General features: G+C 34.3%; 17 protein-coding genes, 22 tRNA genes and 1 rRNA gene. 3 read left to right on the top strand and 37 right to left on the bottom strand.

Annotated elements, in window-relative coordinates; translation table 11 throughout:
* Window positions 1–26: 26 nt before the first annotated feature.
* Window positions 27–1,178: an N-acetylglucosamine-6-phosphate deacetylase gene (gene nagA, locus LQ598_RS00200; protein ID WP_107536770.1), complete on the bottom strand. Its 1,152-nt coding sequence runs from the start codon at window positions 1,176–1,178 to the stop codon at window positions 27–29.
* 86 nt (window positions 1,179–1,264) lie between these two features.
* Between nagA and LQ598_RS00195 the strand changes: the two genes are divergently transcribed.
* On the top strand, window positions 1,265–1,402 hold the full coding sequence (locus LQ598_RS00195) for a hypothetical protein (protein WP_016913147.1): 138 nt from the start codon (window positions 1,265–1,267) through the stop codon (window positions 1,400–1,402).
* A gap of 29 nt (window positions 1,403–1,431) precedes the next feature.
* Here the strand turns inward: LQ598_RS00195 and trmL are convergent, their stop codons facing one another.
* The 10 genes from trmL to LQ598_RS00145 form a co-directional block, all read right to left on the bottom strand.
* Window positions 1,432–1,905 (bottom strand): tRNA (uridine(34)/cytosine(34)/5-carboxymethylaminomethyluridine(34)-2'-O)-methyltransferase TrmL, encoded by a 474-nt coding sequence (trmL, locus tag LQ598_RS00190; protein WP_103323120.1) that lies wholly within the window; start codon window positions 1,903–1,905, stop codon window positions 1,432–1,434.
* Window positions 1,906–1,908: 3 nt separating this feature from the next.
* Complete coding sequence (gene queG / locus LQ598_RS00185; protein ID WP_016913149.1) at window positions 1,909–3,036, bottom strand: tRNA epoxyqueuosine(34) reductase QueG; 1,128 nt, start codon at window positions 3,034–3,036, stop codon at window positions 1,909–1,911.
* A gap of 336 nt (window positions 3,037–3,372) precedes the next feature.
* Window positions 3,373–4,134: an acetylglutamate kinase gene (gene argB / locus LQ598_RS00180; RefSeq protein WP_107536769.1), complete on the bottom strand. Its 762-nt coding sequence runs from the start codon at window positions 4,132–4,134 to the stop codon at window positions 3,373–3,375.
* A gap of 14 nt (window positions 4,135–4,148) precedes the next feature.
* Window positions 4,149–5,387 carry a bifunctional glutamate N-acetyltransferase/amino-acid acetyltransferase ArgJ gene (gene argJ, locus LQ598_RS00175; RefSeq protein WP_016912869.1) on the bottom strand — a complete coding sequence of 413 codons (1,239 nt, stop codon included), beginning with the start codon at window positions 5,385–5,387 and terminating at the stop codon, window positions 4,149–4,151.
* Between the two features lie 15 nt (window positions 5,388–5,402).
* Complete coding sequence (argC, locus tag LQ598_RS00170; protein WP_016912870.1) at window positions 5,403–6,437, bottom strand: N-acetyl-gamma-glutamyl-phosphate reductase; 1,035 nt, start codon at window positions 6,435–6,437, stop codon at window positions 5,403–5,405.
* 26 nt (window positions 6,438–6,463) lie between these two features.
* A complete protein-coding gene (locus LQ598_RS00165) occupies window positions 6,464–7,189 on the bottom strand; it encodes an amino acid ABC transporter ATP-binding protein (RefSeq protein ID WP_016912871.1) in 726 nt (241 codons plus the stop codon).
* The gene (locus LQ598_RS00160) at window positions 7,182–8,645 is read right to left on the bottom strand and encodes an ABC transporter substrate-binding protein/permease (RefSeq protein WP_107559277.1); all 1,464 of its coding nucleotides are present in this window, start codon (window positions 8,643–8,645) and stop codon (window positions 7,182–7,184) included. Before LQ598_RS00160 ends, LQ598_RS00165 begins: the two co-directional genes overlap by 8 nt.
* Before the next feature lie 96 nt (window positions 8,646–8,741).
* Complete coding sequence (locus tag LQ598_RS00155) at window positions 8,742–9,740, bottom strand: D-2-hydroxyacid dehydrogenase (protein WP_107559276.1); 999 nt, start codon at window positions 9,738–9,740, stop codon at window positions 8,742–8,744.
* A gap of 475 nt (window positions 9,741–10,215) precedes the next feature.
* Complete coding sequence (locus LQ598_RS00150) at window positions 10,216–11,268, bottom strand: PTS sugar transporter subunit IIC (protein ID WP_016912964.1); 1,053 nt, start codon at window positions 11,266–11,268, stop codon at window positions 10,216–10,218.
* Between the two features lie 118 nt (window positions 11,269–11,386).
* Complete coding sequence (locus tag LQ598_RS00145) at window positions 11,387–11,728, bottom strand: nuclear transport factor 2 family protein (RefSeq protein WP_016912965.1); 342 nt, start codon at window positions 11,726–11,728, stop codon at window positions 11,387–11,389.
* Window positions 11,729–11,812: 84 nt separating this feature from the next.
* Here LQ598_RS00145 and LQ598_RS00140 point away from each other — a divergent pair, with 84 nt between their 5' ends.
* Together LQ598_RS00140 and LQ598_RS00135 are read left to right on the top strand one after the other, a co-directional pair.
* Window positions 11,813–12,778 (top strand): LacI family DNA-binding transcriptional regulator, encoded by a 966-nt coding sequence (locus LQ598_RS00140; protein ID WP_107537300.1) that lies wholly within the window; start codon window positions 11,813–11,815, stop codon window positions 12,776–12,778.
* A gap of 60 nt (window positions 12,779–12,838) precedes the next feature.
* Window positions 12,839–13,054, top strand: coding sequence for a hypothetical protein (locus LQ598_RS00135; RefSeq protein WP_016912967.1), 216 nt, complete (start codon window positions 12,839–12,841; stop codon window positions 13,052–13,054).
* Between the two features lie 45 nt (window positions 13,055–13,099).
* Here LQ598_RS00135 and LQ598_RS00130 read toward each other — a convergent pair.
* The 26 genes from LQ598_RS00130 to rrf all read right to left on the bottom strand — a co-directional run.
* Window positions 13,100–13,184 (bottom strand) — tRNA-Leu (locus LQ598_RS00130).
* A gap of 285 nt (window positions 13,185–13,469) precedes the next feature.
* The gene (locus tag LQ598_RS00125; RefSeq protein ID WP_239745107.1) at window positions 13,470–13,973 is read right to left on the bottom strand and encodes a DMT family transporter; all 504 of its coding nucleotides are present in this window, start codon (window positions 13,971–13,973) and stop codon (window positions 13,470–13,472) included.
* Between the two features lie 11 nt (window positions 13,974–13,984).
* Complete coding sequence (locus LQ598_RS00120; protein ID WP_107537298.1) at window positions 13,985–14,413, bottom strand: DMT family transporter; 429 nt, start codon at window positions 14,411–14,413, stop codon at window positions 13,985–13,987.
* Window positions 14,414–14,500: 87 nt separating this feature from the next.
* Window positions 14,501–14,815, bottom strand: coding sequence for an ArsR/SmtB family transcription factor (locus LQ598_RS00115; RefSeq protein WP_107537297.1), 315 nt, complete (start codon window positions 14,813–14,815; stop codon window positions 14,501–14,503).
* Window positions 14,816–15,210: 395 nt separating this feature from the next.
* Window positions 15,211–15,285: transfer RNA gene (locus tag LQ598_RS00110), tRNA-Cys, on the bottom strand.
* Window positions 15,286–15,291: 6 nt separating this feature from the next.
* Window positions 15,292–15,363, bottom strand: a tRNA-Gln gene (locus LQ598_RS00105).
* Between the two features lie 16 nt (window positions 15,364–15,379).
* Window positions 15,380–15,452: transfer RNA gene (locus LQ598_RS00100), tRNA-His, on the bottom strand.
* Window positions 15,453–15,454: 2 nt separating this feature from the next.
* Window positions 15,455–15,528 (bottom strand) — tRNA-Trp (locus LQ598_RS00095).
* A 13-nt stretch (window positions 15,529–15,541) separates the two neighbouring features.
* Window positions 15,542–15,625 (bottom strand) — tRNA-Tyr (locus LQ598_RS00090).
* Between the two features lie 7 nt (window positions 15,626–15,632).
* Window positions 15,633–15,708: transfer RNA gene (locus LQ598_RS00085), tRNA-Thr, on the bottom strand.
* A gap of 14 nt (window positions 15,709–15,722) precedes the next feature.
* Window positions 15,723–15,795 (bottom strand) — tRNA-Phe (locus LQ598_RS00080).
* Between the two features lie 19 nt (window positions 15,796–15,814).
* Window positions 15,815–15,890 (bottom strand) — tRNA-Asp (locus LQ598_RS00075).
* Window positions 15,891–15,904: 14 nt separating this feature from the next.
* Window positions 15,905–15,978, bottom strand: a tRNA-Met gene (locus LQ598_RS00070).
* 28 nt (window positions 15,979–16,006) lie between these two features.
* Window positions 16,007–16,099: transfer RNA gene (locus LQ598_RS00065), tRNA-Ser, on the bottom strand.
* A 12-nt stretch (window positions 16,100–16,111) separates the two neighbouring features.
* Window positions 16,112–16,185, bottom strand: a tRNA-Ile gene (locus LQ598_RS00060).
* A 36-nt stretch (window positions 16,186–16,221) separates the two neighbouring features.
* Window positions 16,222–16,295, bottom strand: a tRNA-Met gene (locus LQ598_RS00055).
* Window positions 16,296–16,315: 20 nt separating this feature from the next.
* Window positions 16,316–16,391: transfer RNA gene (locus tag LQ598_RS00050), tRNA-Ala, on the bottom strand.
* Window positions 16,392–16,415: 24 nt separating this feature from the next.
* A tRNA-Pro gene (locus tag LQ598_RS00045) sits at window positions 16,416–16,489 on the bottom strand.
* 18 nt (window positions 16,490–16,507) lie between these two features.
* Window positions 16,508–16,581, bottom strand: a tRNA-Arg gene (locus tag LQ598_RS00040).
* Between the two features lie 9 nt (window positions 16,582–16,590).
* Window positions 16,591–16,679: transfer RNA gene (locus LQ598_RS00035), tRNA-Leu, on the bottom strand.
* A 6-nt stretch (window positions 16,680–16,685) separates the two neighbouring features.
* Window positions 16,686–16,760, bottom strand: a tRNA-Gly gene (locus LQ598_RS00030).
* A 33-nt stretch (window positions 16,761–16,793) separates the two neighbouring features.
* Window positions 16,794–16,875: transfer RNA gene (locus LQ598_RS00025), tRNA-Leu, on the bottom strand.
* A gap of 3 nt (window positions 16,876–16,878) precedes the next feature.
* A tRNA-Lys gene (locus LQ598_RS00020) sits at window positions 16,879–16,954 on the bottom strand.
* Between the two features lie 9 nt (window positions 16,955–16,963).
* Window positions 16,964–17,039, bottom strand: a tRNA-Thr gene (locus LQ598_RS00015).
* A 6-nt stretch (window positions 17,040–17,045) separates the two neighbouring features.
* A tRNA-Val gene (locus LQ598_RS00010) sits at window positions 17,046–17,121 on the bottom strand.
* Window positions 17,122–17,153: 32 nt separating this feature from the next.
* Window positions 17,154–17,241 (bottom strand): 5S ribosomal RNA (gene rrf, locus LQ598_RS00005); the annotation flags it as partial.

The following is a 17,241-nucleotide window of genomic DNA, read 5'->3' as shown; positions in this document are numbered from 1 at the left end:
CTTATCTATTTTCTAAATCATAATCTTCATTCATTATCTATAATATACCCTTTTTTAAGGGTAGTTAAAACATTTAATTCTGAATCAACTACAACAAGGTCTGCTTGCTTGCCAACTTTGATTGAACCGAGTCTATCATCTACATGTAATCGTATAGCTTGATTTAAACTAGTAGTACGCCACGCTTCTTCGAGTGACACGTTTGCAAAGTCCATTAAATTTTTCAATCCTTTATTCATCAACAATATACTGCCTGCTAATGATCCAGATTTCAATCTTGCTTCATTATTTTTAACATAAACGTCTTGTCCACCGAGATCGTATTTACCTTCTGACATCCCTTTAGCTCTCATCGCATCAGTTATAATACAAAAGTTTTCATTCCCTTTTGCTAAATAAGCTAATTTAACTGCAGCTGGATGTGAATGAATACCATCGACAATCACTTCTGTTGTCAGTCGTTCATCTGTCAGAGCAGCACCGAACACACCTGGTTCTCTATGTGTAAAAGTTGTTTGTGCATTATATAAATGCGTTATATGTTTAAGACCATTTTCTACCGCTTCTTCAATGCCATTAAAATCTGTTACAGTGTGACCTGCAGAAAAAATCACTTCATTGTTTAATTGTTTGATCGTTTCTGCTGCCCCTTCTACTTCAGGAGCAATTGTTACGATTTTAATATTCCCTTTCGCTTTATCTTGAAAGTCATTGAATTTTTGAACTGAAGGTCTCGTAACAAATGCTGGATTTTGAGCGCCAACTTTATGTTCAGATATAAATGGACCTTCTAAATGTACACCTAAAATTTCTGCGCGTTTTTCATCTAGCTGTTTATAATTCGCAACATTTTCTAATGCATCACTTACCGCTTCAGCTGATTGCGTCATTGTAGTCGCAAGAAAACTTGTCGTTCCTTCTGATAACAATTTCTCTGATAATATGTTTAATGCTTCTGGTGTAGCATCCATAGCATCTTGTCCATAGCCACCGTGTATATGTATATCTATGAAGCCAGGTAGCAAGTGTTGCCCTTTTAAATCTACAGACTGTGCATCACCTTTATACTCGCCTTCTTGAATGTCATATATATATCCATCTCGTACTTCGATATATCCATTTTCTATTTTAGCTGTTTCAGTATACACTTGAGCATTTTTCAAAATATAATGATTCATTTCTAGGTCTCCTTAAAAATGTATTTAAATATCCCTCTAATTCGTATATAATAAAGATAACATAACATTACAAGGGGGCTAATTAAATGAACACGTTATTAATTTGTATGGTTGGTGTAGCATTTATTACTGCGATGTTAACTGCTGGTCGCGATTCTAAGGACTATGGTCTTAAAGAAGAAGATTTAAATAAAGAGCTTGAATCTCTAAAATCAAATAATTAATAACTGAGACCATTGGGCCTCAGTTTTTTTTATGATAAATTAGGATAATTTTGTTGTCTTAAAGCTTCATAAATTAATATAGCAGCCGTGTTAGATAAGTTTAATGATCTTACATTTTCATTCATCGGAATTCTTAAAGCTGTTTCTTTATATTTTTCTTTAACCCAATCAGGAAGTCCTGTCGTTTCTCTACCAAACACAAAATAATGATCTTCTTCTGTGCTACTATAATCAAATTGAGTATGCGGTTGCGTACCAAATTTCGTTAGTAAGTAATAGTTTCCGCCTTCAGTTTTTTCGAAAAATTCCTCAATGCTATCGTAATAAACAATGTTTACAAACTTCCAATAATCCAAACCTGCTCTTCTTAACATTTTATCGTCAGTACTAAATCCTAATGGTCTTATTAAATGCAAAGTAGTATCAGTTGCTGCACAACTACGTGCAATATTCCCTGTATTAGCTGGTATTTCTGGTTGATATAAAACTACATGATTTGTCATATTTTATTTTCTCCTAATCTCTAATCCTTTTATCATTTCTTCTTGTACTTCTTCTATTTCACGCTCATAGTGGGACATTATAAATGGTCTTGCTTCTTCACCTTGTATTTGACCAATTGCCCAAAATGCTGTACCTCTGATCATTGGTCTTGGGTCTGTTAGTGCGACATCTTTCAAATCAGGAATTGCACTTTCTTCATTAAAATGCGCAAGCGAAATAATTGCATTTCTTTGAATCGGTTTTTTTCCACGCCATGCACCAGCTAAATGACCATATGTGTTTTTAAACTCTTTATTAGACATTTTTAATAATGGAACTAATCTAGGTTTTAATACTTCAGGTTCCAAAATGATATCATCATGTTCTGTATTAATCCCTCTATTTCTAGGACATACTTGTTGGCATGTATCACACCCATATAATCTGTTCCCAATTTTATAGCGATATTCATCTTTTAAATAGCCTTTAGTTTGCGTTAAAAAGCTAATGCATTTTTGGCTATTAAGCTGTCCATTTCCTACTAATGCACCTGTAGGACATCTGTCTACACATATATTGCAATCACCGCAGCTGTCGATAACTGGATCATCAGGTTTAAATGGAATGCTTACTAACATTTCGCCTAAATAACTCCATGTCCCTAATTCCTCGTTAATAATAAAACCATTCTTTCCTTCAAAACCAAGTCCTGCTCTTTCTGCAACTGATCGGTCTGATAATACACCTGTATCGACCATTGATTTCACTTCTACATCTGGAACTTTTTCTTGTAAGAATAAACTGAGTTTATCTAGACGATTTCTCATAATAGTATGATAATCTTGACCCCATGAAGCTCGTGCAAACATACCTCTTCTATCACCTTTAACGCTTTTAGGTGCGCCTTTTAATTTATTAGGATAACCTACAGCAATTGCAATTATAGATCTTGCAGATGGTAAAGAGAGCTTTGGCACAGTTCTTAATTCAATATCACTTTCTTCAAAACCAGAAGCATATCCTTTTGAATGATAATCTTCTAATTTCTGTTTAAGTTCATCAAATGGATCTGCAGTTGTAAATCCAATACTATCGATACCTATAGAATGTGCGTATTCTATCACTTCTTGCTTCAATTGATCTAAATTCAAATTTATTCACCTCACTATCAAACATGCTTATATATTTTAACATATTTAAAAGAGAATTTTTGCTATAACTATTATTTGAGCAAATAAAAAAAGAGTCTGGGCCATAAATGTCCTAAACTATAATGATTTTGTAAAGTGCATGCTTGCCTGGGGTATGGCTCGAGCCTGTAGTCTCTCTCACATACTATTCCCCCAGGCGTCAGCACTTTACAAAATCAGAAATATAAAATCACCCAATCCGGAAATGATTACAACGGATTGGGTGATTTATTTTAAGTTGGGATTTATGTCCCAAACTCTTAGTATATGGATTGTGCTATTACAAAGTTGGTTTTCTTATAATGTAATAGTAGTACCTACTTTATTAGAAATTGAACTTTTCAACAATGCATGTTCAGAAGCGCCAGGGATGATTTTCACACTTTTACATCCATCTTCTATTGCTGTTATTGCCCCTGTAACTTTTGGTATCATACCACCATAAATTTCAGTCGTTTCAATATAATTGTTGATATCATTAATACTTAAATTTGATTTTACTTCATCTTTAATCAGTACCCCTGGTATATCGCTAATGAGAAATAAATCACCTTTCATTTCACTCGCAATTTTATATGCTAAACTATCTGCATTAATATTATAACGTTGACCGCTATTTCTATCGATGCCAATAGGCGCAACCACAGGTATGCTATTCAAACAAATTTGTTCAATGGCATCTTTGTTAACTGAAGAACATTCAGCAACATAACCATATTTAGAATGAAGTGGTTCAATATCAAATAAGTTCATGTCTATTCCGTTTACGCCAATAGCTATAGGAGCATGTTGATTAATTTGATAAACAACTTGAGGATTCACTTCACCTATCAATGTATTAGAAGTTTGTCGTAACACTTCATCATCCGTCACGCGTAAGCCATCTACAAATTTACTTTCTACGCCCATTTTACTAAGTTGTTTATTAATAAATGGACCACCACCGTGAACAATGATCGGGACATAATTTTCTTTTTTTAAAGTTAAAATATCTTCTATTATCGTCTGACTTAAATTGTTTAAGATACTGCCACCAATTTTAATTACTGCATACTTCACTTAAAGACCTCCTATTAAGTTCTATATAATGCATTAATTTTTACGTATTCATAAGATAAGTCGCATCCAAATGCTGTTGATTTATGTGGTGTATCGCCAATTTTTGCACAGATTTCAATCGTGTCCTGCTCCATTTTAGCTTTTAAATCTAGCTCATCAAAAGAGACATTCATTCCTTTACTGACTAATAAATGACCACATAACCACACATCTATTTCATTTGGATTAATTGTGTGATCTGCATACCCGATAGAAGTTACGATTCTACCGAAGTTAGGATCTGCACCATGAATAGCTGTCTTAACTAAACTAGAACCAACAATTGTCTTAGCAATGACGTTGTTTTGTTGTTTTGTTTTAGCACCGGTAACATTCACTTTTATTAATTTTGTTGCACCTTCACCATCTCTAGCAATGCTTTGTGCTAAATATTGGCTTACATATTGAACAGCCTTTGCAAACTTATTCCATTCTGGATGTTGCTTCGTTAAAGGTTGATTATGACTTTGTCCATTCGCTAAAAGTATAACCATATCATTTGTGCTCGTATCACCATCAACAGTTATCATATTAAAAGTTTCATCAACAGATTCTTTTAATAAACTATTTAAATCTTCAACTTCTACATTTGCATCAGTCGTCATAAATCCTAACATTGTAGCCATATTTGGATGTATCATTCCTGAACCTTTACAAGTACCACCTATAGTAATGACTTCATCATCAATAGTCACTTGTACCGCTATATGTTTAGTTTCTTTATCTGTAGTCAAAATAGACTCATTAAAGTCTTCAGAATTAGAATCATTTTGAATATCTATATTATTAACACCATATTCTATTTTTTGCATTGGTAAAAATTCACCGATTAATCCTGTTGAAGCAATTCCAATATGATGCTCAGGAATTTGTAACTTAGATGCAACCCATTTTTGAGTTTGTTTAGCGTCTTCTATACCTCTATGACCTGTACAAGCATTTGCGATTGCAGAGTTAATGACTACAGCAGATAGCTTGTTATCAACACTAATACTTTCTTCAGTTACTTGTAATGGTGCAGCTTTAAAAGCATTTTGTGTATATACCGCTGCGCAATTGGCTGGAACTGATGAAAATAGCCAACCAAAATCTTTCTTTTCTCTACGTAAGCCGACGTGGATTCCTCCTGCAACATAGCCATTGGGAGTTGCAACATCACCTTCTTCGATTACTGTCATTTCAGTGTCGATTAATTGTTTAGTTTCTTCTAACATCAAATTCCTCCATTTCTAAGGGTATACTGGTAATAAATTTAATCCTTCATTTTCGTTAAATCCATATAAAATATTCATGTTTTGTATTGCTTGACCACTTGCACCTTTTACTAAATTATCTATAACTGCTACGATAACTGCTTTATTTCTTTCTTCATCAACATAAATACCGATATCGCAAAAATTACTTCCTAATACTTCTTTAGTTTTCGGAAGTTCTCCTAATGCTCGAATACGAACAAATGGTTTTTCTTCATAGATTTTACTGTATAAATTATATAGTGCCTCTCCTGTCATATGCTCATTCAAGTCAACATAAATAGTTGCCAATATACCTCTTGTCATTGGAACAAGATGTGGCGTAAACATCACTTTTATGTCTGATCCGGAAACTTGTGATAAGTATTGCTCTATTTCTGGCGTATGTTTATGTGTACCTATTTTATATGCAGAAAAATTCTCGTTCGCTTCTCCAAAATGAGCATTTTGACTCAAACTTCTTCCTGCACCAGAAACGCCAGTCTTAGCATCAATAATGATAGATTCTTTATTTATTAAGTTGTTTTCTAAAAGCGGATGTAACGATAGTAAAATTGCAGTTGGGAAACAACCCGGATTTGCGATAACGTTAGTCGAGTTTTTATTTATATTTGACCACTCAGCTAAACTATATTCCGCTTCATCAAGAACACTTTGTTCAGCAGGCTTTTCACCGTAATATTTTTCGTACACTGCGGGGTCTTTCAACCTAAAGTCCCCAGACAAATCAATGACTTTTATTCCTCGCTTTATTAATTTAGGAATAAAATGTTTACTTACATTTGATGGCGTAGCAAAAAATATTAAATCACAATCTACTTTATCAACATCTAAACTAGAAAATGGTACATTAATATTGTCTTGTAAATGGGGGTATGTTTCCTTAATGTCATCCCCAGACTTAGAATGTGAAAACACATATTTAATTTTCACTTCTTTATGTTGATTGAGTAATCTCATTAATTCTATTGCGCCATACCCACTTCCGCCGACTATACCTATTTCTAACACGAAAACACCTCTTTTATTTTTTAGTATTACAATACTTTAGATAAAAATTGTTTCGTTCTACTATTTTGTGGATTGTCAAAAATCTGTTCAGGTGTACCTTCTTCTTGAACAATTCCTTCATCCATAAAAATGACATGATCACTCACATTTTTAGCAAAGCCCATTTCATGGGTGACAACTACCATTGTCATACCTTCTTTTGCTAAATTTTTCATAACACTTAATACTTCTCCTACAACTTCTGGATCAAGTGCTGAAGTCGGTTCGTCGAATAAAATAACTTCAGGATTCATCGCTAACGCTCTAGCAATTGCCACACGTTGTTTTTGACCTCCAGAAAGTTTAGATGGATAAACATCTGACTTATCTTCTAAGCCAACTTTTTTAAGCAATTGATGAGCTTGTTCTTCTAATTCAGCTTTATTTCCTTTTTTTAATGTCAAAGGTGTTAACGTGACATTTTCTAAAACCTTTTTATGAGGAAACAAATTAAAACCTTGGAACACCATGCCCATTTTTTGTCTTAATTGATCTAACTTAGCACCTTTAGTGTTTGTTAAATCATTGTTATCAAAAATGATTTGTCCTGAAGTAGGTTCTTCTAATAAGTTCAAGCATCTTAATAGCGTACTTTTACCACTACCTGAGGGTCCAATTATTGCGACGACTTCGCCTTTTTCAATATTTAAATTTATACCTTTTAATACTTCATTTTTACCAAATGTTTTGTGTAAATCATTCACTTTAATCACTGACACTATACCTCCTTTCAGCAAAATACATCACTCTAGATAACGTAAACGTTAAAATAAAGTACAATACTGCCGCTACTAACAATGGTGTAAATGGATCGAATGATGCACCTTGAACAACTTGTGCATTAAACATTAATTCACTAACACCTATAACTGACACAATAGATGATTCTTTAATAACTGTTACAAATTCATTACCTAAAGCAGGCAGTATATTTTTAATCGCTTGAGGCATAATAACTTTTTTCATAGCTTGAGATTTATTTAATCCTAAAGATCTTGCTGCTTCCATTTGACCATTATCAACTGCATTGATTCCAGCTCTAATGATTTCTGCAATATATGCACTACAGTTAATAATGAGTGCAATAATACCGCAAATAAGCGCGGATAAATCTAAACCTAATACTGCTGTCGTACCAAAATACACTAAGAACACTTGAACTAATAATGGTGTACCTCTTATAAATTCTATATATACTGACGCAATTGTTTTTAAAATTTTACTGTTGCTTAACTTCATTAATGCAAAGAAACAACCAATAAGTGCACCAGCTACAACACCTAAGAATGATAATAAAATTGTAATGCCAACCCCATGTAAGAAATACGAACCATATTTACTGAAAAACGAACCGTCATCGAACATTGCTTCTGTTGCTTTATCTTTATAATCTTTGATTAAATTATGATCACGAACGTCTTTCACACTTTTATTAACTCTTTTCATTAACTCTGGTGAATCTTTAGGTAAAGCAATAGCAGTTGTTTTATCTGCATCAGAGAATTGAACATCTGAATAAGTTAAATTAGGATTCTTCTCTAAATATGCATCTGCTACAGGACCTTCAATAATCATCCCGTCAACTTTTCCTGAATTAAGTGACATAATAACTTCAGGTACTCTTGTTAATGAACTAATCTGAGAATCTGGCATTTCAGATTTAGCTAATTCTTCTTGAGTAGTCTGCTTTTGGACACCAATCATTTTTCCTTTGAAGTCTTCAACTGTCTTTAATTTATCTTTATTTTTTTTCTGTATAATCAATCGTTGATTAACTTCCATATAATCATCAGAAAAATCTACTTCTTTTTTCCTCTCAGGAGTTGGCGCCATACCAGAAATAATCATATCAATTTTTCCGGTTTTTAAAGCACCTAATAAACTATCAAATTGCATATTCACAATTTTGAGTTTGATGTCATTATCTTTCGCGATTTTTTTGGCAAGTTCTATATCTATACCAGCATATTCACGTTTTCCATCTTTAGTGTGCTCAAATTCATAAGGTGCATAATCTGCTGATAAACCAACCCTCAACTCGCCACGTTCTTTTGCCTTATCCCATTGATCTATTTCTGCGGCTTGTGACTGTATGGGGACTAAATATGGGATAGTAAGTAGTAAACAAATAGTTGCAATTACTACTTTTACAAATAAATTTCTTTTCAAAGTTGTTACCTCCTGGATTAATAATATTCATTATTATACGCATTTATGTAATTTTATGCAACCTGTTTTTATAAAAAAGTATGAATGGTTATTCATTCATACTTCATTAAGTATAACCTCGTTTTCACTATAACCTTGTGTAATTATATTTAATGCACTATCTAAAGCAATTTCAACCATATTTTTAACCGCTATATTAGTATAAAAAGCAATGTGTGGTGAAATTAATACATCTTCTCGATTTATCAATTCTCTCAAAACAGCATCTTCTATTTTTTTATCTGTATAATCATATGAAAAATATTCGAATTCATGCTCATATACATCTAATGCTGCACTATGTATTTTGCCGATATTCAATGCATGTAAGAGATCATTTGTATTTACAGTTGCACCTCTTGATGTATTAACTAAATATGCACCATTTTTCATAAAGCTAATAGTTTCTTCATTTATCAGATGTGTCGTTTCTTCATTAGCCGGTACATGAAGCGTTACGATATCTGCTTTTGATAAAGCCTCATGTAAACTTTGAACATACGTTATACTATCTAAAGATTGATCGTATGGATCATATCCTATAACTTTTGCACCAAACCCACTAAATAGCTGTGCAGAAACTTTTCCTATCCTTCCGACACCTATAATAAGTACTGTCATATTTCTTAGCTCTTTTGCTATAACAGATTCATTCCATGTAAAATCTTGATTGTTAACTTTTTTATTGATTTTATTAATATTTCGAATAAGCTCTAAAGCTCTGCACACTGCAAATTCAGCGATAGCATTAGGACTATAAGAAGGTATATTAGTAATCTTAATTCCATGTTTAGAAGCTTCAGACAGATTAAACATATCAAATCCAGCAGCACGGCCAGCAATCTGTTTAATTCCTACATTTTTAAGCGCTTCATATATTCCGTCATCAAACTTAAAAAGTTGTTGTGTACTTACAGCATCAAAAGTCTTTAAAGTCTCTATATTATCTAACGTCAAATCCTCGTCAGTACACACAATTTCATGTCCATTTGATTCGCCCCAATTATAAGCAAACGCCTTTTCATCTTCTCTTACATTAAATAATTTAAAGCGCATAGCATAACTTCCTTTCAATACCTAAATTAATAATAATGATTAATTTTACATCACTTTATGAAAACAAACAATCCATTTTTCATAATATTCTTACAATTTAATCAATAGAGCCCGTGATTTTATCAAGTCATGCTCCACATGATAAATAGCAAAAAATCTTTATAATATTTCCTCACGATTTTGCAAAGTGCTAACGCTTGAGGCAAGCATGCACGAGCAAAATCGTGAGATTTTAAAACATATGACGCTATTTACTGAGAAATAGCCATATCACTCACTAAACACCGTAATCCTAATTTTACATAGATAGTCCTCACGATTTTGTAAAGTGCTGACGCCCGGGGGAAAAGTATGAGTGAGAGACTACAGGCTCGAACCATACCCCTAGGCAAGCATGCACGAGCAAAATCGTGAGATTTTATAATAAAAAAAGATCTCTTCACTAGGCTATAACCTAATGAAGAGATCTATTATTTTATGCATTTTCTTTAAATAAGAATATTTCTTGATAATATTTTGGTAACAACTTCAAACAGATTCTATGCACAATGTATGCAAATACAAATGGTATAACAAAGTATGTAAATATTAAAATCACGATATTTAAGGCTAACGAGCCGTCCATATATTTTAAAGCATTCGCGGGGCCTACAAATCCTGTATATCCAAAACCAGTAGACATTGGTGTTCCTTTTATACCTACAAAGTATGTTAACAATCCACTCATTAATCCATTAATCATTAAAGGTACTATTATAATAGGATTTTTAAAGTACACTGGAATCATCATTTTTGCAGCACCGACTATCAGAACGATATTAATACCTTTATCATTCACTTTCCAAGATCCCATCAAGAACGTTACACATGCAGCAACAATACCCATATTACCGGCACCTGAGCTAAGTCCTTCTAACCCTACTGCTGTTGCAATAGCTACTACGGAAATAGGTGTTACCATCAATAAAGCATATGCTATTGCAATCAGTATGCACATGAGCAATGGATTCAAGGTTGAAAAATGCTCTATTAATTTCCCTATTCCTTTAGTTACATTACTGACATACGGTAATGTAAGCATACCTATAAATCCGCTTAATACGGAAATGATGATTGGCATAATCAACATATCTAAAGAACCAAATTTTCCTTTTAATTTAATCATTAAATAACAACTTATGATTAATACAACGATTAAATTGACGACATCCCCTATACTAACAAACATGAATTGTCCATTTTGAACTTTTACAGCACCAGAACCAATTAAACCGGCTGCTCCGATCATTACTGCATCTGTAGCTTGAAACTTAAATTGATTAGCAACAACTATCCCTATGATAAAACTCATAGCATACTGCATGAGTAACAATGCTTGATTAAACATTTCAAGTACTGGATGAAACTGTGCTAAATAACTAAATAAAACACCAAGTATCGCATTAGGTATAAGCGCTATCACAATTCCAACGCCAATACCATTTAATATGTTAAAGAAAAATTCCTTTACCGTGAACCGTTTATCCATAAAATTCCTCCATATTTAAATATGTATTCATCATATATGAGTTTAAAATTTTAGACAATCACATTTTAATTTTCAAACCTAAAAATGACTACTAAAATCAGTAGTCATTCCATTTTATTTATATAATAGTTCCTTGATGGAATCTCATTTTCCATTCTGAGTTTTTTCTAATCCACAAAGTACTTCTATTCGTTGTCACATTATCTGTTTCATTGAATAACTTATATGTAACTAATACAATACCCTTTTGAATCTTTTCAGTTACAAATTCACTGATTTTATATTCAAAAGTATGTAATGAGTTATTTTCAATATCACTCTTTTTAATAATTTTACCTGACTTACCTATTTCTTTAAAATTTTCATCAAGAAGATTTAATATAATATCTTTATCTTCACGATTATTCGCGTTTAAGTGAGAAATCTCTAGTTCATAAAATTGCTGTTTAATAAATGTCACCTACTCTATAAATTTAAAATAATAACTTAACCTAATATGCTAAACTATTAGTATCATACATAGTATAAATGAGGGGGTATCTATATGACAAATCTAAAAGAAGTTGCAAGAAAAGCTGGTGTCTCTCCGAGTACCGTCTCGAGAGTCATTAATAACCACCCTTATGTAAACGAAGAAAAAAGAAATAGAGTTCTTCAAATTATAGATGAAATGAATTATATCCCTAATATAAACGCTATACATTTAAAAAGGGGCAAAACAAACTTAATAGGTGTTGTCATACCTTTTTCAAATCATCCATACTTTTCACAACTTATACAAGGCATATCAGAAGAAGCAATTAAATTAGAAAAAAAAATAGTCCTTTTCCAAACATCTTATGATACTGATCAAGAAATTGATGCATTAGAAATGTTAAAGTTGAAGCAATTAGACGCATTAATCATATGTTCTAGAAATATATCTTTAACGATTATTGAGCAATATATTGAATATGGGCCTATTTCAATTTTTGAAAATATAACACATTCGAAACTACGTACATCCTATATCGATCACTATCAATCATTTCTTACAGCGTTAAATCACTTATACGAACATGGGCATCGAAACATTTCATGTGCTATTAATAGAAAAAAGAGCACTAGCTCTATAGAAAGAATTGCTGCTTATAAAGATTTTTGTATAGAAAAATCACTCACTTATAATGACAACAATATATATGAAAATTATGTATTATTAGAAGATGGTTACGATTTATCAAAGGAAATTCAAAAATCACTAAATCCCCCGTCCGCCATCGTAGTCTCAGGTGATAATACTGCAGCTGGTTTGTTATTAAGTTTAAATGATGATTTAAAAGAAAACTTATCAATCATAGGATTTGAAAACCATAAAATTTCAAAGTTACTTAACTTAACAACAATAGAAATACCTCTTATAAACATAGGAAAAAGTCTATTCAATCAACTTTATGACAAATCTGTAAGCAATCAATTATTTGAAACACGTTTAATAGCAAGACAATCAGTAAAAAATATTAATATTTGACATGAAATGCATTTCATAGATTATCCTTTACTCAATCACATATCTTAGGGGGTAATTTAAATGAATATACAAAAAGTTGGCATTGATGGATGTAACATTACTTCAGAAATATATGTAGAAATTCTTCAACACACAAGCAATATTGACATTGTAGCATGCGCAGATGAAAGCTTATCTAAAGCAATTAAGATGAAAGCTAAATACGATATACCACAAGTAATGACAAGAAATAAAATGTACAAAGATCAAAGAATTGATTATATTATAAAACTTTAAAATAAAAAAACCTTAAACAAAATTGTTTAAGGTTTTTTATATAAGTACCGGTGGTCGGGTTCGAACCGACACGTCCTCAACGGACACGGGATTTTGAGTCCCGCGTGTCTGCCAATTCCACCACACCGGCATAAAACGCTACTACTAGCGACTATGTAAGCATAAAAGTCTAAATAATCACATAGGATTACTCGAATTCCTGACCAAAACGCGTATCCTCATTATAATATGTAGCGTATTTAACGTCAATACTTTTCTGCTACAAACCGCATTAAATTCATGTTTATAGCAATTTTACACAAAAGATTTTATAAGAAAAAGGACAGAAATTCAATTTTAACAATGAATTTCTGTCCTTTTTAAGTTTCTAGGATATTTATGTCCCAAACTCTCGAATTAGATAATGTTTTTATAGCTAAATGTTTTCAATATTAGATGCCATTTCTTTATTATATATTGCCTTTTTTTCATTATTAGAGCGCATGTTACCTTTATAAATAAAATACAATGCTACACCCATAAATAAAAGTGCAAAAAATCCTTTTATATCAAAAGAAATAATTAAACTATCAAACCACCCAAAGTGATCTATTATAATACCTATCGTTAATTGTCCGATTATCGCAGAAATATTCGTTGCTACTACTCCAATTCTTGTAACTGCTATTACAGAAAGCAGCAGATACAACGTACCTAAAAATGCAGCACTTAATTGCCATTTAGGTGCATGTAGTATACCTAAAACATTCCCTTGTCCGAAGAAAATAATGATGATCGATAGAAATGCTAAACCTGTTAAAAACGTTAAAAATGTTGTCTCTAAAGTCCCTGCTTTACGACTTAAAGTGCCGTTAACTGATGATTGCGCACTTAATGTAATCCCTGCTACTAAAGTAAGTAAAACCATTATAACACTCATTATATTCCCTCCTAATATATTAATATAAGTGCAATCACCATAGCGATAACTGCAAATATTTTTTCTTTGTTCACTCTCGTTCTTTCAATTCCAAGCCAACCAAAATGTTCAACAACCATACTCATAATTAATTGACCAATTATAACAGCAGTCATTGTTATGCCAACGCCCACAAATGGAACACTGACAACGATTACTGTAAGATAAATAACACCTAGTATACCACCGAATAGAGACCATTTAGGCGCTTTAGGAACAAACGACATTTCTCCTTTACCGAAAAATAGTACTAGAATACCTAAAATTAAAGTACCCATAAGAAAATTGTAAAAACTCGTTTCTAGTTGACCTATATTCTCACCCAATTTTCCATATATAGCACTTTCAAAACTAAGCACTGAGCCAGCTAATATAGCTATAATATAAATAAAAACTTTCATGCAAATCCTCCTATTTAAATAATTGTATATTTGAATATCTAAATATCACGATATAATACAGAAAATAATAAACAGAAATTTAAAAGTTCAAATTTCTGTTTCAATAGCTCTAGCTAAAGCTTTAATCGTCTCTTCGTTTCTTCTATAGTATGTCCATTGTCCATAACGAACAGACTCTAATAGCCCAGCATTCTGTAGAATAGTTAAATATTGAGAAATAGTAGACTGAGAAGCATTTGTTTTTTCCTGTATATCACCTACACACACTCCGCCTTTAAGACTCACCCCTTTTGGTAAATGTGCTCCTTGTTTTGGAAAATTCACTTCAGGATCTTTTAACCATTTCAAAATATTCAACCGTGTTTCGTTTGATAATGCTTTAAACATATTTATATATTCCATAAGCCCTATTATATCGTCTTTTCTCGATATGTCAATGATATGCTTTTAAACACTGTTTATAATATCAAATTAAAAAAGGCGATACGACTCATTTTGTCGTATCGCCTTTTATCTATATTAAATTTATTTATTGTACATAACAGATTATATCATTAAAGATTGCTCAAAAATTACTCATATAAACAAAAAAATCTTCCCAATGGAAGAAATAATGGAGCGGAAGATAGGACTTACACCTATATCTCATTCCGGGAAGGAATGCATTCTGAAAGTTAAAATACTCCCGCATATTAATATTTAATTATGAAAATGGAGCGGAAGATAGGATTTACACCTATATCTCATTCCGGGAAGGAATGTATTCTAAGAGTTGAAATACTCCCGCAAATTATTAATGGAGGCGGCAACCGGATTTGAACCGGTGAATAGAGGTTTTGCAGACCTCTGCCTTACCACTTGGCTATGCCGCCTGACTACTGGGCTAGCTGGATTCGAACCAGCGGGTGACGGAGTCAAAGTCCGTTGCCTTACCGCTTGGCTATAGCCCATTAATAAAAAATTAAGGGCGGCTGATGGGAATCGAACCCACGAGTGTCGGAACCACAATCCGATGCGTTAACCACTTCGCCACAACCGCCATGGCAGGGGCAGTAGGAATCGAACCCACATCAAAGGTTTTGGAGACCTCTATTCTACCTTTGAACTATGCCCCTATTAAAATAATGATGGTGGAGGGGGGCAGATTCGAACTGCCGAACCCGAAGGAGCGGATTTACAGTCCGCCGCGTTTAGCCACTTCGCTACCCCTCCCGATAGATGGTGCCGGCCAGAGGACTTGAACCCCCAACCTACTGATTACAAGTCAGTTGCTCTACCAATTGAGCTAGGCCGGCATAATGTTAAAAGATGGCTCAGGACGGAATCGAACCGCCGACACAAGGATTTTCAGTCCTTTGCTCTACCGACTGAGCTACTGAGCCATACATTAATTTTTAAAAATGGCGGTCCCGACGGGAATCGAACCCGCGATCTCCTGCGTGACAGGCAGGCATGTTAACCGCTACACCACGGGACCTAAAAAAATAATAATTGCGGGAGGTGGATTTGAACCACCGACCTTCGGGTTATGAGCCCGACGAGCTACCGAACTGCTCCATCCCGCGATAATATAAAGTTATTTGACAAATATAATGGCGGAGGAAGAGGGATTCGAACCCCCGCGAGCCGTTAAGCCCCTGTCGGTTTTCAAGACCGATCCCTTCAGCCGAACTTGGGTATTCCTCCAATATATAAGTATGGACCTTGCAGGACTCGAACCTGCGACCCAACGGTTATGAGCCGTTTGCTCTGACCAACTGAGCTAAAGGTCCAAAATTTAAAATATGTATTATATTCAAAATTTTAAATGGCGGCAGAGGGGATCGAACCCCCGACCTCACGGGTATGAACCGTACGCTCTAGCCAGCTGAGCTACGCCGCCGTAATAATATTAATTTTAAATGGTGGAGACTAGCGGGATCGAACCGCTGACCTCCTGCGTGCAAAGCAGGCGCTCTCCCATCTGAGCTAAGCCCCCATTTAACATGAAACTTTTAAAGAGTCGGGAAGACAGGATTCGAACCTGCGACCCCTTGGTCCCAAACCAAGTGCTCTACCAAGCTGAGCTACTTCCCGTAACCAAAATGGTCATTACGCGCCCGAGAGGAGTCGAACCCCTAGCCTCTTGATCCGTAGTCAAACGCTCTATCCAATTGAGCTACGGGCGCATATTAATATGGTGCCGAGGACCGGAATCGAACCGGTACGGTAATCACTTACCGCAGGATTTTAAGTCCTGTGCGTCTGCCAGTTCCGCCACCCCGGCAAATAATGGAGCAGAAGACGGGATTCGAACCCGCGACCCCGACCTTGGCAAGGTCGTATTCTACCGCTGAACTACTTCTGCAAAATTAAATGCTGTAAATCATATTAATAATAATGCGGGTGAAGGGAGTCGAACCCCCACGCCTTGCGGCGCTAGATCCTAAGTCTAGTGCGTCTGCCAGTTCCGCCACACCCGCTAATGGTGAGCCATAGAGGATTCGAACCTCTGACCCTCTGATTAAAAGTCAGATGCTCTACCAACTGAGCTAATGGCTCTAAAAAACATGGTGCCGGCCAGAGGACTTGAACCCCCAACCTACTGATTACAAGTCAGTTGCTCTACCAGTTGAGCTAGGCCGGCTTTAAATGGTGGAGAATGACGGGTTCGAACCGCCGACCCTCTGCTTGTAAGGCAGATGCTCTCCCAGCTGAGCTAATTCTCCATTTAAAATATGTAATGTAATATTTATTATTTGCCCGGCAACGTCCTACTCTCGCGGAACGTAAGCCCAACTACCATCGGCGCTAAAGAGCTTAACTTCTGTGTTCGGCATGGGAACAGG

It is taken from the genome of Mammaliicoccus sp. F-M27 (genome assembly GCF_022387115.1).
In the GTDB taxonomy this organism is placed as follows: domain Bacteria; phylum Bacillota; class Bacilli; order Staphylococcales; family Staphylococcaceae; genus Mammaliicoccus; species Mammaliicoccus vitulinus.
The sequence above is the reverse complement of the archived record's forward strand: the minus strand, read 5'-3'. Positions and strand labels throughout refer to the sequence as shown.

Bases quoted from the DNA above. Each gene is read 5' to 3' on its own strand.
- LQ598_RS00140 (WP_107537300.1), top strand. From the start codon at position 11,813: ATGACAAATCTAAAAGAAGTTGCAAGAAAAGCTGGTGTCTCTCCGAGT.
- argJ (WP_016912869.1), bottom strand. From the start codon at position 5,387: ATGTTAGAAGAAACTAAACAATTAATCGACACTGAAATGACAGTAATC.
- LQ598_RS00155 (WP_107559276.1), bottom strand. From the start codon at position 9,740: ATGCGCTTTAAATTATTTAATGTAAGAGAAGATGAAAAGGCGTTTGCT.
- LQ598_RS00120 (WP_107537298.1), bottom strand. From the start codon at position 14,413: ATGAAAGTTTTTATTTATATTATAGCTATATTAGCTGGCTCAGTGCTT.
- LQ598_RS00195 (WP_016913147.1), top strand. From the start codon at position 1,265: ATGAACACGTTATTAATTTGTATGGTTGGTGTAGCATTTATTACTGCG.
- LQ598_RS00115 (WP_107537297.1), bottom strand. From the start codon at position 14,815: ATGGAATATATAAATATGTTTAAAGCATTATCAAACGAAACACGGTTG.
- trmL (WP_103323120.1), bottom strand. From the start codon at position 1,905: ATGACAAATCATGTAGTTTTATATCAACCAGAAATACCAGCTAATACA.
- nagA (WP_107536770.1), bottom strand. From the start codon at position 1,178: ATGAATCATTATATTTTGAAAAATGCTCAAGTGTATACTGAAACAGCT.
- LQ598_RS00125 (WP_239745107.1), bottom strand. From the start codon at position 13,973: ATGAGTGTTATAATGGTTTTACTTACTTTAGTAGCAGGGATTACATTA.
- LQ598_RS00150 (WP_016912964.1), bottom strand. From the start codon at position 11,268: ATGGATAAACGGTTCACGGTAAAGGAATTTTTCTTTAACATATTAAAT.
- LQ598_RS00135 (WP_016912967.1), top strand. From the start codon at position 12,839: ATGAATATACAAAAAGTTGGCATTGATGGATGTAACATTACTTCAGAA.